Source organism: Pseudonocardia humida (assembly GCF_023898865.1).
Lineage (GTDB): Bacteria > Actinomycetota > Actinomycetes > Mycobacteriales > Pseudonocardiaceae > Pseudonocardia > Pseudonocardia humida.
This window is the reverse complement of sequence record NZ_JAGSOV010000006.1, coordinates 110,231-124,111: the sequence shown is the minus strand read 5'-3', so window position 1 is coordinate 124,111 and position 13,881 is coordinate 110,231. Positions and strand designations below refer to the sequence as shown.

Here is a 13,881-nt window from a genome sequence, read left to right as displayed (position 1 = left end):
GGTTCATGCGCCAGCGGGTGTGGTTGGTCTGGGGCGTTTCGCCTACCAGGTCGGCGAACCGCTTGGCCAGCGTGGCCCGGGACACCCCGGTCCGCTCGGCCAGCGACGACACGGTCCACGGCGCCGCCGGCTCGGCGTGCAGCAGCCGCAGGGCGTGGCCGACCACCGGGTCGCGGTGCGCGGCGTACCAGGCGGGCGCCTCGCCGTCGGGCCGGTCGAACCACTCGCGCAGCGCGCACACCAGCATCCAGTCCAGCAGCCGGTCGAGCACGACCTGCTGGCCCGGGGCGTCCACGGCGACCTCGGCGGCCAGGAGGTCGCCCACGGCGCCCGCCGTGCCACCGGGCGCGACGCGCAGGACGTCGGGCAGCGCGTCCAGCAGCCGCCGCCCGATCTCGCCCCGCACCGGGTAGGCGCCCACGACCAGCGTCGTCGCGCCGTCGGAGTGGGAGGCCGGGCCGGGGTCGTGCCAGCCGAGGCGGTGCCGGGTGCCGCCCTGCTCGGGCGTCGCGCAGTGCTCGCCGCACTCGATCGGCTCGGCCCCGGTGCCGATCTCGTCGACGAAGGAGAACGGTGCGGGACCGCGCACGACCACCGTGTCGCCTGCGGCGAGGTGCTCGGGCGGGTGGCCCTGCGGGACGATCCACCCCGCCCCCTCGAGCACGGTGCACAGCGTGAGCGGGGCGCCGTCCACGAAGAGCAGCGACCAGGGCGCGGACAGGGTCGAGCTGCCGAACAGCGACCCCTGGGCCCGCACCCCGCGGAACAGGTCACCGAAGGCGTCCACGGCCCGAGGTTAGACGATCGGACAGGCGATCGAGCTCCTCGACCATGGATCCGTCCGGGCCGGGGCCGTTGAATCATGGTCATGAGCACCGCGACCAGCACGCTGACCCCGGCCGACCTCGAGTTCCTCGCCCGCCCCCTGCACGGGTTCCTGACCGTGCCCGGGGGGCCGCGGCCGCCGCAGCCCCGACCGGTGTGGTTCGAGGCCACCGCGGACGGGACGGTCCAGCTGTTCTCGGCGTCGGAGTCGCCGAAGGTGGGGCGCCTGCGCCGCGACCCCCACGCCTCGATCGTCGTCGCCGCCCCGGTGGGCGAGCCCGAGCGCTGGGTGTCGGTCGCCGGTCGGACCACGGTGGAGACCGACGGAGCCCACGAGCTGGCCGCGCGCCTCGCCCCCCGCTACTGGGACCTCGACGACCCGAAGCGGGCCGCCGAGCTCGCCGCGATCCTGGACGGCGAGCTGGTCCGCGTCGTCCTGCACCCGGAGTCCGTGCAGCGCTACGCCTTCGAGTAGGCACGCGCCCGCGGTAGGTACGCCTCACCTCAGTCGCCCATTCGCGTGGCGGATAGTCGGTCATCAACGGTGCGGGGGCCTCGCCACGATCGTCTACCGTCGATCCCGGATCGAGCGCGGAACCGCCGTCGAACACCCGAGAACCCGTTCGCCGTCGCCGCGCGCCACGAGGAGGCCGACGATGCTGTCGCACGCCGATAACGAGATCCTCACCCGGGTCGGACCGGGCACCCCGATGGGGGAGGTGCTGCGCCGCTACTGGACCCCGGCCCTGCTCGGCGAGGAGGTGCCGGTCCCGGGCGGAGACCCGGTCCGGGTCCGCCTGCTGGGGGAGGACCTGGTCGCGTTCCGCGACACCACCGGCCGCGTGGGCCTGATCCAGGAGAACTGCCCGCACCGCGGCGCGTCGCTGTACTTCGGCCGCAACGAGGCCGGCCCGGACGGCACCTGCGGGCTGCGGTGCCCGTACCACGGGTGGCAGTTCGACGCCGACGGCGCGTGCATCGACATGCCCTCGGAGCCGGCGACGAGCACCTTCAAGGACCGGGTGCGGGCCAAGGCGTACCCGGTGCACGAGTCGGGCGGGATCGTGTGGACCTACATGGGCCCCGCCGAGACGATGACGCCGTTCCGCGACTTCGGCACCGAGACGCTGCCCGCGGACAAGGTCGTGGCGACCAAGCTGCACACCACGTGCAACTGGATCCAGACCATGGAGGGCAACCTCGACACCGCCCACATCTCCTGGCTGCACGCCTGGAGCGCGGCCGCCGACATCGCCGACGACGGCACCGACAAGCCCGGCTACCCGTCGAACCGGATGACCTGGAAGTACTGGATGCACGACCGCGCGCCCCGCATCGAGGTCGAGAACACCTGGTACGGCTTCCGCTACGGCGGGCTGCGCACGACCCCCAACGGGCACACCAACGTCCGGATCACCGAGTACGTCGCGCCCTACAGCACGATCATCGCCGCGATCCCGTACAACACCCGGCACCTGATGGTCGTGCCGATCGACGACCACAACTGCTGGCGCTACAACTTCGACGCCCAGGTGCAGGCCAACCCGCAGGGCTACGGCGGGGCGCCGCTGTTCGATGCCAGCCCCTACGACACCGCCTTCACCCGGCGCACCGGCGGCATCACCCCGCGCACCCACGTCGCGGCCAACGACTACCTCATCGACCGCGAGGTCCAGCGCACCGAGACCTTCACCGGGGTGTCGGACTTCGTCAGCCAGGACATGATGGTCACCGAGTCGATGGGGCCGATCTACGACCGCAGCACCGAGCAGCTCGGCCAGCTGGACAAGGCCGTGATCCGGATGCGGCGGCTGCTGATCGGCGCGGCCAAGGCGCTGGCCGCCGACGGCACGCCCCCGCCCGCGCTGGCCGACGAGGGCCGCGACTTCACCACCATCCGGGCCGCCGACAAGACGCTGGAGGAGGGCGAGGACTGGCGCTACCTGGGCACCGACGACGATCCCGCCGTCCAGGAGGCGCTGCAGTCGCTGGTCGCGGAGCGGCACCCGGTCGCGGGCGACTGAGGGCCGCGACCGTGGGCATCCACCGGCTCAACCACGCCGTGCTCTACGTGCGCGACATCGACCGCTCCGTGGCCTTCTACCGCGACCTGCTGGGCTTCCGGGTCGTCATGGCGCGCCCGGGCAGCGCGGCGTTCCTGCAGGCGCCGGACTCGACCAACGACCACGACATCGGGCTGTTCGCGCTGGGGGCGGGGCTGGCCGACTCGTCGGCGGGCACCAGCACGGTCGGGCTCTACCACCTGGGGTGGGAGATCGGCACGCTCGGCGAGCTGGTGGAGCTGGCCGCCGTCCTGGACGGGGCGGGTGCGCTGGTCGGGGCCACCGACCACGGCACCACCAAGAGCCTCTACGCCCGCGACCCGGACGGCCTGGAGTTCGAGGTGGCCTGGCTGGTGCCGGCCGAGCTGCTGGACGACGCGGCGATCGAGGGCCGCTCGCGCCGGGGTGTGCGGCTCGACCTGGAGGCCGAGGTGGCGCGCTACGGCGCCGACACCCGCAGCGGTGTGGGCGTCTCCACGCCCACGGCCCCCGTCTGATCCCCGGGAGGCTACTGAACGTTTGTTATGGTGGCGCGATTCCCATTCTCACCCGATGCAGGTGTGGAGGTGGTCGTGCCGTCGACGTCGACAGCCCCGTCCGCGAGGCAGCTCGCCGGAGCCCTGGAACCGGTCGCCGGGCAGGTGTACTTCGCCCGGGAGGCCCACGAGGCCTACGCCGGACTCGGCTTCGCGGGCAGCCCCCGCTCGACCCGGGGCGTCCAGGCCCCGGACGGCCCGGCCTACTTCACCAGCCGGGGCTCGGTGCTCGGGCAGGTGCCGGGGGAGGTCGTCGCGGCGGCCTTCGGCGTGTTCAACCCGCAGGCCGTCGTGCCCGCCGTCGCGCACGGCTGGTCGATCACCGACGCCGCGACCATCTGCGCGGCCCGCACCCGGGCGGGCACGGCGCAGCTCGCGCGGATACTGGGGGAGCGGCCGGAGGGGCTGGAGCGGGCCCGCACGCTGCTGCAGCGGGCCGTCGAGCCGCTGCGCCCGGAGGGCAAGGCGCTGTTCGCCGGCCTGCTCGCGCTGGGGCTCCCGGGCGACCCGCTGGGCGACGTGTGGCGGCTGGCCGACCTGCTGCGCGAGTTCCGCGGCGACGCCCACATCGCGGCCTGGACGTCGGCCGGGTTCGACGCCACCGAGATCGGGCTGCTCACCGAGGCCTACTGGGGCCTGCCGCTGCGCACCTACGTGCGCACGCGCGCGTGGACGCCAGAGCAGCTCGAGGCCGCGGAGGAGCGGCTGGTGGCGCGCGGGCTGCTCGCTGACGGGACGCTCACCGAGCTCGGCCGCGACGAGCGCGAGGCCGTCGAGGTGGCCACCGACCGGATGTGCGCCCCGATCGTGCGGGCGCTCGGCGACGACCTCCCGGACCTGCTCGACGTCCTGCTGCCCTGGGGCAAGGCGGTCCGGGCCGCGGCCGGGTACCCGGCCGCCGGGCCGCACGACCTGGCCGACCCGAGCCGCTGAGCCCGCGCGGGACGTCCCGGGCGCGGGCGGCGCTCACCCCGCGGCGGCGGGTTCCGGCCCGGAGGCGATGAGGTCGGCGACCGGGCGCCGCGGCGTCGCCACGACCGGCCACCCCCGACCGATCCGCAGCACCGCGTGCGGCGCGCGGGTGCCGTGCACCAGCCTGCGCAGGCGTTCGCGGGTCCGCGCGACCTCGACGACCTGGGACAGCAACGACGCGCTCAGCCCCTCGGCGGTGGCGGTCAGCAGGACCTTCTGCAGGGCCTGCCCGGCCTGCACGTCCGCGGCGTGCCCGCTCAGGTGCGCCGTGAGCACCGCGAGCAGCGGCTCGCTCTGGTGGCCCTCGGCGGGACCGGCGCCGCTGACGTCGCGCCGGGCCCACGCGTCGTCCGGTGCCCCGGCGAGCTGCTCGTGCCGGGCCGCGGCGGCCAGCCCCCGCACGCTGCGCCGCTCGGCCGCACCGTCGAGGACCTGCAACCACGCCCCCTCGTCCTGCGCGGCCCGGCGCAGCGCGTACTGCTCGGGGGCGGTCACCGGGGTGTCGGCGAACGGGTGCGGGTCGGTGCGCCGACGCCGCACGGCCTCGATCAGCCGGCGCTCGCCGGGCGTGGCCGGCCGGTGCCCGCCGTGGCGCACGACCGCGATGACGTCCGGTCGGCCGCGGTCGGGCAGCACCGTGACCAGCGGGCGCACCCCGTGGCCGTGCAGCGCGAGGCGCAGCGTGTAGAGCGCGGCGCCGCAGGCCAGCCGCAGCTCGCGGTCGTCGGGGTCGGTCGCGGGCATGCGGCGCCCGCGGTCGGCCAGCAGCGTGATCGCGCCCGGCTCGACCCGGAAGCGCCACGGCTGGGAGTTGCCCGGCGACGGCGCCCGGCCCGCGGCGGCGAGCACGTCGGCCGTCTGCGCCGGGGTCAGGCCGAGTGCGGTCGGTGCCTCGTCCATGTCGTCCGTCCCGGGTGCTCGGCGTTCCCTGTCGACGTCGAGGGTGCCGTGCGGGCGCGGTGCCCGGGTACGGCCGAAAGACCCGAGCACGGCGGCCGGACGGTCCGGGCGCACCGGGCACCCGCATCGACTTCGCGGCGGTGCGGACCGGCGGGAGCTGCTGGGGCCCGGTCGGGCTCAGCCGCGCCCGTAGACCACCAGGACGTTGCCCCACGGGTCGCGCACCACGGCCCGCACCTCGTGCGGGCCCTGCTCGGGCTCCCGCACGACGCTGCCGCCCGCCCCGACGATCGCCGCCACGCTCGCCGCCACGTCGGCGACCTTGAACGACGCCGCGGGCACGCCGCCGGTGACGTCCTCGGCCGGTCCGGCCAGCGCGAGCGTCGTGCCGCCCGCGTCGAGGGCGGCGAACCGGTCGCCGTCGACGAACCTGCGCTCCAGGCCGAAGACGCCCTCGTAGAACCGCAGGGCCGCGGCCACGTCGGCCACCGGGTGCAGCACGTTGCCGATCTTCACCGGTTCGCCTGCCCCGCTCATGCCGCTCCGCTCATGCTGTCCCGTCCATGCCGCTGCCCCGCTCTCGTTCGTGCCGCCCGCGCGAGGCGCCGGCCTCCGCCGGACCCGGTGCCGCGCGCGACCGGTCAGGTGTAGGGCGCGCCCAGCGGGTCGACGGTCTCGTGGTCGCCGACGGTGGCGGCGAGGCGGTCGAGCGCCCAGTCGCCGTCGCCCAGGACGTGGTCGATGGCGGTGAGCCGGCTGGTGTAGTGCCCGACGGTGTACTCGGCGGTCACGCCGATGCCGCCGTGCAGCTGGATGGCGTCCTTGCCGATGTGCCGGCCCGCCCGGCTGGTCTGCAGGCGGGCGCGGTCGGCCGCGGTGACCACGTCGCCGCCGGCGCCGGCGACCAGGCTGGCCCACAGGGCCGTGCTGCGGGCCAGCTCCAGCGACACGTACATGTCCGCCGCGCGGAACGTCAGCGCCTGGAACTTGTTCAGCGTGACCCCGAACTGCTTGCGGGTCCGCAGGTACTCGGTGGTCGTGGTGAGCGCGGTGGCCATCGCCCCGATGCTCTCGTGGGCGTAGGCGATGCGGGCCAGGGCCTGGGCCCGCTCGATCGCCGCCGTCCGGTCGTCGGCGCCCTCGCCCAGCGGCTCGGCGGGCGTGCCCGCGAGCTCGACCTTCGCCGCGCGGGTGCCGTCGTGGGTGCGGTAGCCGACGCGGGTGAGGCCCTCGGCGTCGGCGCGGACGACGAACAGCCGGGTGGCGCCGCCCGCCGCCTCGTCGATCGCGCTGACCACGAGCACGTCGGCGCGGGCGCCGTTGGGCACGGGCTCCTTGACCCCGGTGAGCCGCCAGGTGCCGCCCTCCTCGACGGCGCGGACACCGGCCGCCGCGGTGCTCCACCGGGTGCCCGGCTCGGCGTGCGCGAACGCGGGCACCAGCGAGCCCTCGGCGAGCCCGGCGACCAGCTCGTCGCACTGGGCGTCGGTCGCGACCGCGTCGATCAGGCCGCCGGTCAGCACCACGGCCTGCACGTACGGCTCGGGGGCCAGCACGCGGCCGATCTCCTCGGCCACGATGGCCACCTCGACCTGCCCGGCGCCCGCGCCGCCGCGCTCCTCGGCGAAGGGCAGCCCCAGCAGGCCCATCTCGGCGAGCCCGGCCCAGGTCTTCTCGTCGAAGCCCGGGTCGGCCGCGACCACCGCCCGGCGCTTCTCGCCGTCGTACGCGCGGCCCAGCAGGCCGCTGACGGCCTGGCGCAGCGCGTTCTGCTCGTCGTCGTAGCTGAAGTCCACTAGATCACAGCCCCAGGATCGTGCCGGCGATGATGGTGCGCTGAACCTCGTTCGAGCCACCGTAGATGGTGACCTTGCGGTAGTTCAGGTACTCGGGCGTCGCCGCCCGCGCCCACTCGGGCACCTGCGAGTCCTCGCCGGCGAAGGACGCCAGCGACAGCGGCCCGGCGATGTCGACGATCAGCTCGGTGGCCGCCTGCTGCAGCTCGGAGCCGCGCAGCTTCAGCACCGAGGAGGCCGGGTGCGGCTTGCCGTCGGTGGAGTGCGCGACCACCCGCAGGGCGGTCAGCTCCAGGGCCAGCAGCTCGTTCTCCAGCTCGGCGATGCGCGCGGCCATCCGCGGGTCCTCCGACAGCGGACGCCCGTCGGCGCGCACCTCGGTGGCGAGCTGCTTGGCGTCGGCCAGCAGCCGCTTGGTGGCCCCGACCCTGGCGATGCCGGCGCGCTCGTTGCCGAGCAGGAACTTGGCGTAGTCCCAGCCGCGGTTCTCCTCGCCGATCAGGTACTCCGCGGGCACCCGGACGTCTTCGAAGAAGACCTCGTTGACCTCGAAGCCGCCGTCGATGAGCTCGATGGGGCGCAGCGTGACGCCCGGGGTGTCCATCGGGAAGACCAGCATCGAGATGCCGCGCTGCTTCTTCTCCGCGGTCGGGTCGGTGCGCACCAGGCAGAAGATCCAGTCGGCGTACTGGCCCAGCGTGGTCCAGGTCTTCTGGCCGTTGACGACGTACTCGTCGCCCTCGCGGACCGCGGTGGTGCGCAGGCTGGCCAGGTCGGAGCCGGCGTCGGGCTCGGAGAACCCCTGGCACCACCAGATGTCCAGGTTGGCCGTGGCCGGCAGGAAGCGCTGCTTCTGCGCGTCGTCGCCGAACGCCGCGATCACCGGCCCGATCATGCTGGTGTTGAAGGCCAGCGGCTCCGGCACGCAGGCCAGCTGCATCTCCTCGCGCCAGATGTGGCGCTGCAGGGGCGTCCAGTCGCGCCCGCCCCACTCCACGGGCCAGTGCGGCACGGCCAGGCCGGCGGCGTTGAGGATGCGCTGGGTCTCGACGTACTGCTCCCGGCCCACGTCGCGGCGTGCCGCGACGGCGTCCCGGGTGGCCTGGGGCACCTTCGTGGTGAAGAAGGTGCGCATCTCCTGTCGAAAGGCCTCGTCCTCGGGGGACAGCTGCAACCGCATCCGACCTCTTCCCTCCACGTCCCTCGCGAGCACGGCGGGCGCCGCCGGCCCGGCCGGTGTCGACTCCCGTTGCCGCCATGATGCCCCGCGCCACCGACATGACCAATGGCGGCGGCCACACCGGACGGCGGACGCCCTCAGCCGCCGGTCGCGCCGGGGTCCGGGGCGGTGACGATCCCGAGCGCGATCAGCTCGGTCAGCGGGTCGGCGATGCTGCACGTGCCGAACGAGGTGAACGCCGCCCGCGCCCGCCGGACCCGGTCGGGGTCGAGCTCGCCGAGGAGCCCGGCCACGGTCGGTCCGTCCCGCTCGGCCAGCAGGACCCGGGCCACCTGCTCACCCCGGCCTTCGACCAGCGCGTCGGTGGCCAGCAGCAGGGTGAGGAAGCCGTGCTGCTCGAAGCCGGTGCGCGGGTCGGTGTTGCGCAGCGCCCGGTGCAGGCCCGCGGTCGCCTTGAACGGCACCCCGGCGGCGACGGCGGCGGCGAGGGCCCCGGCGAGCTCGGCCTCGTCGGGGTGCGTCCGCGCGCGGGCCCCGCCGGTGCGGAACTTCGCCCGGAAGCGCCCGGCCAGCGCGGCGACGACCGGCTCCCGCCGGGCGTCGCGGGGGACCTCCACGTAGACGTCGAGGTCGGGGGCGTCCTCGACCGCCGCGGCGAGCCGGTCGACCAGCTCGCTCGCCGCCATGTCCGCGGGGACCGCGACCTCGACGGAGCGCAGCTCGACCGGCAGCGCCCGGGCCGCGGCGAGCGCGGCGGGCACGCGGCCCGGGCCGGCGACCGTCACCGCGAGCGGCGGCGGCACCGCGCCTTCGGCCAGCACGGGTCCGAGGCGGGCCAGCGCGTCGGCGGCGAGCACCATCGGGCCGATGAGGTCGGCGTACCAGGCCCCGGCGCGCTTGGCGTAGGCCAGCACGGCGTCGGGCAGCGGGCGCAGGGCGGGCGGGAAGGCGGCGGCGTCGTCGCAGAGCGCGGCGACCGCGGCGGGCACCCGGGTGTCGGTGGCGGTGTTCATCGGGCCGTCCCCCGGGTCGGGTCCGGCCCCTCGGGCCGGGTGTCACGGGCTCGTCCGGAGCGCGTCATGTGTCGGTCCCCCTGGGCCGGCGCCGGGAGGGTCCCGCGCGGCACCGGCCGAGACTGATGAAAGGTTTTACTAGCTCGGACCGTAGATGTCGCCGTCCATGAACACCAGGGGAACGGCGGGGCCCGTGGGCCGGGCTGCGCGTCAGAAGCGGTGGCTGACCCAGTCCTGCTCCTGCGCGACCCGGGCGAGCTTGCCCAGCACCGTGTTCAGCGTGCGGACCTCGTCCTCGGTCAGCAGCTCGGCCCAGCGCGACTCGCGCCGGTTGTGCGCGCGGAAGGCCTCCTCGACGCGCGCCGCGCCGGACCCGGTGAGCGAGAACACCACGCTGCGCCGGTCGTTCGCGTCCGGCGCGCGGTGCACCAGCCCGGCCGCGGCCAGGGTCTTGGCCAGGCTGGACACGGCGGCCCGGCTCATCCCGGTCAGCCCGGCGGCCCGGCTGCCCTCCTGCGGCCCGAACACCCACAGCGCGAACAGCAACCGGAACGCCGACCAGCTCCAGCCGGCCGGGCGGTGCACCGTCGACTCCAGGTCGTAGACGACGGTGCTGGCCACGCGGTGCAGCAGCAGCACCATCGCCATGGCCGACCGGTCGGTCCCGGGCAGGCGCTCGGCGGTCCGGTCGAGCGCGGTGCCGGCGAACGCCAGGAACCCCCCGGGCGCGACGGTGCCGGGGTCGGGCTGGGGCGGAGGTGGGGGCACGGCCCGATGGTAGGAGCCGCCCCGACCGCCCCGTCGCGGGCGGACGAGTGACGGGCGGGCCGACTCGTTGCGGCGCGGCGCGGGGGAGGAGGACATTCGTCAGCAGACAGCACCCGATGGGGAGGGGCAACGCCGATGAAGATCGCGGACATCCTCGAGGCGAAGGGTCGCGTGGTGCACTCGGTGCGCCCGTCGTCCACGGTCGCGCAGGTCGTCGACCGGCTCGGCGCGGTCGGGGTCGGCGCCCTGCTGGTGGGCGACGAGCAGGTCGCCATCCGGGGCATCGTGTCCGAGCGCGACGTCGTGCGCGGGCTGCGCGAGCACGGCGCCGCGCTGCTGGAGATGCCGGTGACGGCCGTGCTGACCAGCCAGGTCCGCACCTGCACCCCGCAGGAGTCGATCGCGCTGGTGATGGCCAGGATGACCACCGGCCGCTTCCGGCACCTGCCGGTCGTCGACGGCCGCGCGCTGGTCGGCATGGTCAGCATCGGCGACCTGGTCAAGCACCGGGTGCGGGAGATGGAGATGGAGACCGGCGTCCTGCGCGACGTGGTGATCGCCCGGCACTGACGCGGGCGGGACCGCCGCGCGGGTCAGTGCCGCAGGTGGGTCAGCACCGCCAGCACCCTGCGGTTGTCGTCGGCGCCCTGGTGCAGCCCGAGCTTGCCGAACACCCCCCGGACGTGGGCTTCCACCGTCTTGGGGCTGAGGAAGAGCCGCTGGCAGATCGCCTGGTTGGACCGGCCCTCGGCCATCAGGGTGAGCACCTCGCGCTCCCGGTCGGTCAGGTCGTCGAGCGGGCTGCGCGTCCGCCTGCGCCCGACCAGCCGGGCGACCACCGACGGGTCGAGCACCAGACCGCCCGCGGCGACCCGGCGGACGGCGTCGCCCAGCTCGGCGACGTCGGCGACGCGCTCCTTGAGCAGGTACCCCGCGCCCCGCGCGCCCGACTCGATCAGCTGCAGGGCGTAGTGCGCCTCGACGTGGGCCGACAGCACCAGCACCCCGACGCCCGGGTGGGTCGCGTGCAGGGTGCGGGCGGCGTCGAGCCCCTCGGTGGTGTGCGTCGGCGGCATCCGGATGTCGACGACGGCGACGTCGGGCGGCTCGGCGCGCACCCGCTCCAGCAGCGCGTGGGCGTCGCCGACCTTCGCCACCACGTCGAAGCCGGCGTCGGCGAGGACCCGCGCGAGGCCCTCCCGGAACAGCGCCGCGTCGTCGGCGACCATCACGCGCAGCGGGGCGCTGTCCCCGCCGGCGCTCATGCGCACGCCCTCGACCCGAGCACGCGGCGCAGCGCCTCCCCGCTCAGCTCGGACTTGGTGATGAACCCGCGCACCGGGCTCTCGGCGACCCGGCGGCCGTAGTCGGAGCTCGACCGGCTCGACACCAGCACCACGACCGGCGGTGCCTCCTGCTCAGCCAGCTCGCCGGCCACGGCGAACCCGTCCGGGCCGGGGAGCTGCACGTCCAGCAGCACCACGTCGGGACGCAGCTCGCGCACCGCGGCCACGGCCCCCGGCCCGTCCCCGGCCTCCCCGACCACGTCGAAGCCGTCGGTGGTGAGCAACCGGCGCGCCATGAGCCGGAACGACACGTGGTCGTCGACGATGAGCACCCGGTCGGTCATGGCCGAATACTGGCAGCCGGGACGCCGCCCGGGCCACAGGGCAAACCCTGCCCGCGCTCCGGTGCTGGACCGGTACCCGCCGGGTCCCGGGCGCAGCAACCTCGTGCCATGACATCGACCCGGACACCGTCCCACTCCGCGCCACTCCCTCCCGCACCACCGATCGGGAGCCTGCCCGCCCGGCCGCGGCGGCGCGGCCGGACCATCGCACTGGCCGCCGTCGGCGGGGTCGCGCTGCTGGGCGCCGTGGGCGCCGTCGCGTTCGGCGTGCACGTCGCGGGATCGCTGGAGCAGGACAGCGTCTCGCGGTCGTTCGCCGGGGTGCGCGAGATCGTCGTCGAGGTCGACGAGGGCAGCGTCGCGCTGCGGGCGGCGCCGGGCCCGGACGTCACCGTCGAGGCGATCCGGCACTGGACCCCCGGCTACGAGCCGACGCTCGGCGGCGCCGTCGTGGACGGCGTGCTGACCCTGACCGCGGACTGCGCCGACGTCAACCTCGGCTGCGAGACCGAGCAGGAGATCGCGGTGCCCGCAGGCACCGCGGTACGCGTCGACACCGTGGGGGGCCGTCATCGACGCCGTCGGCCTGGACACGCCCCGGTTCAGCGCCTCGACCATCGGCGGACCGGTGACGGCGAGCTTCGTGCGGCCCCCCGACGACGTGCGGGTGGCGACCGTCGCCGGACCGGTCCGGGTGACCGTGCCGGCCGGCGGCTACCGGGTGACCGCGACGACCGTCATCGGGCCGGTGACCGTCGGCGTGGCCGACGACCCCACCGCGGCGCGGCGGATCTTCGCCAGCACGGTGAGCGGCCCCGTCGACGTGCTCGCCGGCTGAACCCCGCACCCCCCGTCACACCCCGACCGGAGGAACTCATGATCGAGAGCCGCGGCCTCACCAAGCACCACGGCGCCACCGTCGCCGTCGCCGTCCTGACCTTCACCGTCGAGCCGGGGCGGATCACCGGCTTCCTGGGCCCGAACGGCTCGGGGAAGTCACCACGATGCGCATGGTCCTGGGCCTGGACCGCCCCACGGTGGGCACCGCGCTCGTCGACGGGCGGCCCTACCGCGAGCTCGCGCACCCGATGCGCACGGTCGGTGCCCTGCTCGACGCGAAGTGGGTGCACCCCAACCGGTCCGCCCGCGCCCACCTGCGCTGGCCGGCCCGCTCGAACAGGCTGTCTCCCGGACGGGTGGACGAGGTGCTCGAGCAGGTCGGCCTGACCGCCGTGGCCGAGCGCCGGGCGGGGGGCGTTCTCGCTGGGCATGTCCCAGCGGCTGGGCATCGCCGCCGCCCTGCTCGGCGACCCGGGGATCCTGCTGTTCGACGAGCCGGTCAACGGCCCGGACCCGGAGGGCATCGTCTGGATCCGGCGGTTCGTGCGGCGCCTCGCCGCCGAGGGCCGCTGCGTGCTGGTGTCCAGCCACCTGCTCGCGGAGATGGCGCTGACCGCGACCGAGCTGGTGGTGATCGGGCGGCCGGCTGATCATGCCGAGCTCGACGGCGGCGTTCGTGGACGGCGCATCGGAGTCGGGAGTGCGGGTGTCCGGCCCGCGGCTCGCGGAACCGCGCGACCTGCTCACCGCGCAGGGCGTGGCGACCACCCCGACCGGCGACGGCGCCCTGGTCGCCACCGGCACGGACATCGCCCGGATCGGGGCGCTGGCCGCGTCCGCCGGGCCGGCGCTCACCTCCACGCGGTCGCCGTGGTGGTGCGCCGGGGTGGCCGTGCCGGCGACGGTCGGACTGGACGCGCTGGTCGCCGTCGCCGGCCACCACGAGGGCGGTCCGCCGGTGACCGTCGCGACCACCCAGATCTCCTACGCGGTCGGGATGGCCGTCGTGATGGTCATGGCCACCCTCTCGGTGACCGGCGAGCACACCGTCGGCACGATCCGCACCACCTTCATGGCCGTGCCGCGCCGCGGGCTCGCACTGGGGGCGAAGGCCGTCGTCGTGTCGGCGGTCGCCGCGGCGGTCGGGACGGTCGCCGCGTTCGGGGGTGGGCGCTGAGCGCCGCGCTGCTGCCCGGTGTCGACCTGTCCCTGGCCGGGCCGACCGAGTGGCGCCGGGTCGGCGGGGTCGGGCTGGTGTACCTCGCCGCGGCGGCCGCCGCGCTGCTGGGCGTGGCGATCGCCGCGGCAGACCGCCGGGACGCATGATCGGTGGAGCAGCCGGGCCGCCCGCCGATCGG

At 75.5% G+C, this 13,881-nt stretch carries 15 protein-coding genes and 1 pseudogene; 7 read left to right on the top strand and 9 right to left on the bottom strand.

Annotated elements, in window-relative coordinates:
• Nucleotides 1–787, bottom strand: a 787-nt coding sequence (locus KDL28_RS02045) for an AraC family transcriptional regulator (protein ID WP_252435419.1), incomplete at its 3' end; no start/stop codon positions are given.
• An 81-nt stretch (nt 788–868) separates the two neighbouring features.
• Here KDL28_RS02045 and KDL28_RS02040 point away from each other — a divergent pair.
• From KDL28_RS02040 to KDL28_RS02025, 4 genes are all read left to right on the top strand, one after another.
• Nucleotides 869–1,300 carry a pyridoxamine 5'-phosphate oxidase family protein gene (locus KDL28_RS02040; protein ID WP_252435418.1) on the top strand — a complete coding sequence of 144 codons (432 nt, stop codon included), beginning with the start codon at nt 869–871 and terminating at the stop codon, nt 1,298–1,300.
• 181 nt (nt 1,301–1,481) lie between these two features.
• Nucleotides 1,482–2,849, top strand: coding sequence for a Rieske 2Fe-2S domain-containing protein (locus KDL28_RS02035; protein WP_252435417.1), 1,368 nt, complete (start codon nt 1,482–1,484; stop codon nt 2,847–2,849).
• Nucleotides 2,850–2,860: 11 nt separating this feature from the next.
• Nucleotides 2,861–3,385 carry a VOC family protein gene (locus tag KDL28_RS02030; RefSeq protein ID WP_252435416.1) on the top strand — a complete coding sequence of 175 codons (525 nt, stop codon included), beginning with the start codon at nt 2,861–2,863 and terminating at the stop codon, nt 3,383–3,385.
• A gap of 69 nt (nt 3,386–3,454) precedes the next feature.
• Entirely contained in the window at nt 3,455–4,357 is a 903-nt protein-coding gene (locus KDL28_RS02025) for an SCO6745 family protein (protein ID WP_252435415.1), read from the top strand.
• 33 nt (nt 4,358–4,390) lie between these two features.
• On the opposite strand, the gene KDL28_RS02020 is transcribed toward KDL28_RS02025, so the two are convergent.
• From KDL28_RS02020 to KDL28_RS01995, 6 genes are all read right to left on the bottom strand, one after another.
• Nucleotides 4,391–5,296, bottom strand: a complete 906-nt coding sequence (locus tag KDL28_RS02020; RefSeq protein WP_252435414.1) for a nitroreductase family protein — start codon at nt 5,294–5,296, stop codon at nt 4,391–4,393.
• A gap of 177 nt (nt 5,297–5,473) precedes the next feature.
• Nucleotides 5,474–5,833, bottom strand: coding sequence for a VOC family protein (locus KDL28_RS02015; RefSeq protein WP_252435413.1), 360 nt, complete (start codon nt 5,831–5,833; stop codon nt 5,474–5,476).
• A gap of 104 nt (nt 5,834–5,937) precedes the next feature.
• Nucleotides 5,938–7,092: an acyl-CoA dehydrogenase family protein gene (locus KDL28_RS41250; protein WP_252435412.1), complete on the bottom strand. Its 1,155-nt coding sequence runs from the start codon at nt 7,090–7,092 to the stop codon at nt 5,938–5,940.
• Nucleotides 7,093–7,096: 4 nt separating this feature from the next.
• Entirely contained in the window at nt 7,097–8,272 is a 1,176-nt protein-coding gene (locus KDL28_RS02005) for an acyl-CoA dehydrogenase family protein (protein WP_252435411.1), read from the bottom strand.
• Nucleotides 8,273–8,409: 137 nt separating this feature from the next.
• Complete coding sequence (locus KDL28_RS02000) at nt 8,410–9,285, bottom strand: serine/threonine-protein kinase (RefSeq protein WP_252435410.1); 876 nt, start codon at nt 9,283–9,285, stop codon at nt 8,410–8,412.
• A 210-nt stretch (nt 9,286–9,495) separates the two neighbouring features.
• The gene (locus tag KDL28_RS01995) at nt 9,496–10,053 is read right to left on the bottom strand and encodes a MarR family winged helix-turn-helix transcriptional regulator (RefSeq protein ID WP_252435409.1); all 558 of its coding nucleotides are present in this window, start codon (nt 10,051–10,053) and stop codon (nt 9,496–9,498) included.
• A gap of 135 nt (nt 10,054–10,188) precedes the next feature.
• On the opposite strand from KDL28_RS01995, the gene KDL28_RS01990 reads away from it, so the two are divergent.
• Nucleotides 10,189–10,623: a CBS domain-containing protein gene (locus tag KDL28_RS01990; protein ID WP_252435407.1), complete on the top strand. Its 435-nt coding sequence runs from the start codon at nt 10,189–10,191 to the stop codon at nt 10,621–10,623.
• Between the two features lie 23 nt (nt 10,624–10,646).
• Here the strand turns inward: KDL28_RS01990 and KDL28_RS01985 are convergent, their stop codons facing one another.
• Both KDL28_RS01985 and KDL28_RS01980 read right to left on the bottom strand, forming a co-directional pair.
• A complete protein-coding gene (locus tag KDL28_RS01985) occupies nt 10,647–11,291 on the bottom strand; it encodes a response regulator transcription factor (protein WP_252435426.1) in 645 nt (214 codons plus the stop codon).
• 23 nt (nt 11,292–11,314) lie between these two features.
• Nucleotides 11,315–11,683 carry a response regulator gene (locus KDL28_RS01980; protein WP_252435406.1) on the bottom strand — a complete coding sequence of 123 codons (369 nt, stop codon included), beginning with the start codon at nt 11,681–11,683 and terminating at the stop codon, nt 11,315–11,317.
• Between the two features lie 628 nt (nt 11,684–12,311).
• Between KDL28_RS01980 and KDL28_RS01975 the strand changes: the two genes are divergently transcribed.
• Nucleotides 12,312–12,521 carry a hypothetical protein gene (locus tag KDL28_RS01975; protein ID WP_252435404.1) on the top strand — a complete coding sequence of 70 codons (210 nt, stop codon included), beginning with the start codon at nt 12,312–12,314 and terminating at the stop codon, nt 12,519–12,521.
• Nucleotides 12,522–12,559: 38 nt separating this feature from the next.
• A pseudogene (locus KDL28_RS01970) lies at nt 12,560–13,376 on the top strand (ATP-binding cassette domain-containing protein); the annotation flags it as partial.
• Nucleotides 13,377–13,881: the final 505 nt, after the last annotated feature.

What these genes read in the sequence shown, in the direction of transcription:
- KDL28_RS02005 (WP_252435411.1), bottom strand. Translation starts at nt 8,272, where the DNA reads ATGCGGTTGCAGCTGTCCCCCGAGGACGAGGCCTTTCGACAGGAGATG.
- KDL28_RS02000 (WP_252435410.1), bottom strand. Translation starts at nt 9,285, where the DNA reads ATGAACACCGCCACCGACACCCGGGTGCCCGCCGCGGTCGCCGCGCTC.
- KDL28_RS02035 (WP_252435417.1), top strand. Translation starts at nt 1,482, where the DNA reads ATGCTGTCGCACGCCGATAACGAGATCCTCACCCGGGTCGGACCGGGC.
- KDL28_RS02020 (WP_252435414.1), bottom strand. Translation starts at nt 5,296, where the DNA reads ATGGACGAGGCACCGACCGCACTCGGCCTGACCCCGGCGCAGACGGCC.
- KDL28_RS01990 (WP_252435407.1), top strand. Translation starts at nt 10,189, where the DNA reads ATGAAGATCGCGGACATCCTCGAGGCGAAGGGTCGCGTGGTGCACTCG.
- KDL28_RS01980 (WP_252435406.1), bottom strand. Translation starts at nt 11,683, where the DNA reads ATGACCGACCGGGTGCTCATCGTCGACGACCACGTGTCGTTCCGGCTC.
- KDL28_RS02015 (WP_252435413.1), bottom strand. Translation starts at nt 5,833, where the DNA reads ATGAGCGGGGCAGGCGAACCGGTGAAGATCGGCAACGTGCTGCACCCG.
- KDL28_RS02040 (WP_252435418.1), top strand. Translation starts at nt 869, where the DNA reads ATGAGCACCGCGACCAGCACGCTGACCCCGGCCGACCTCGAGTTCCTC.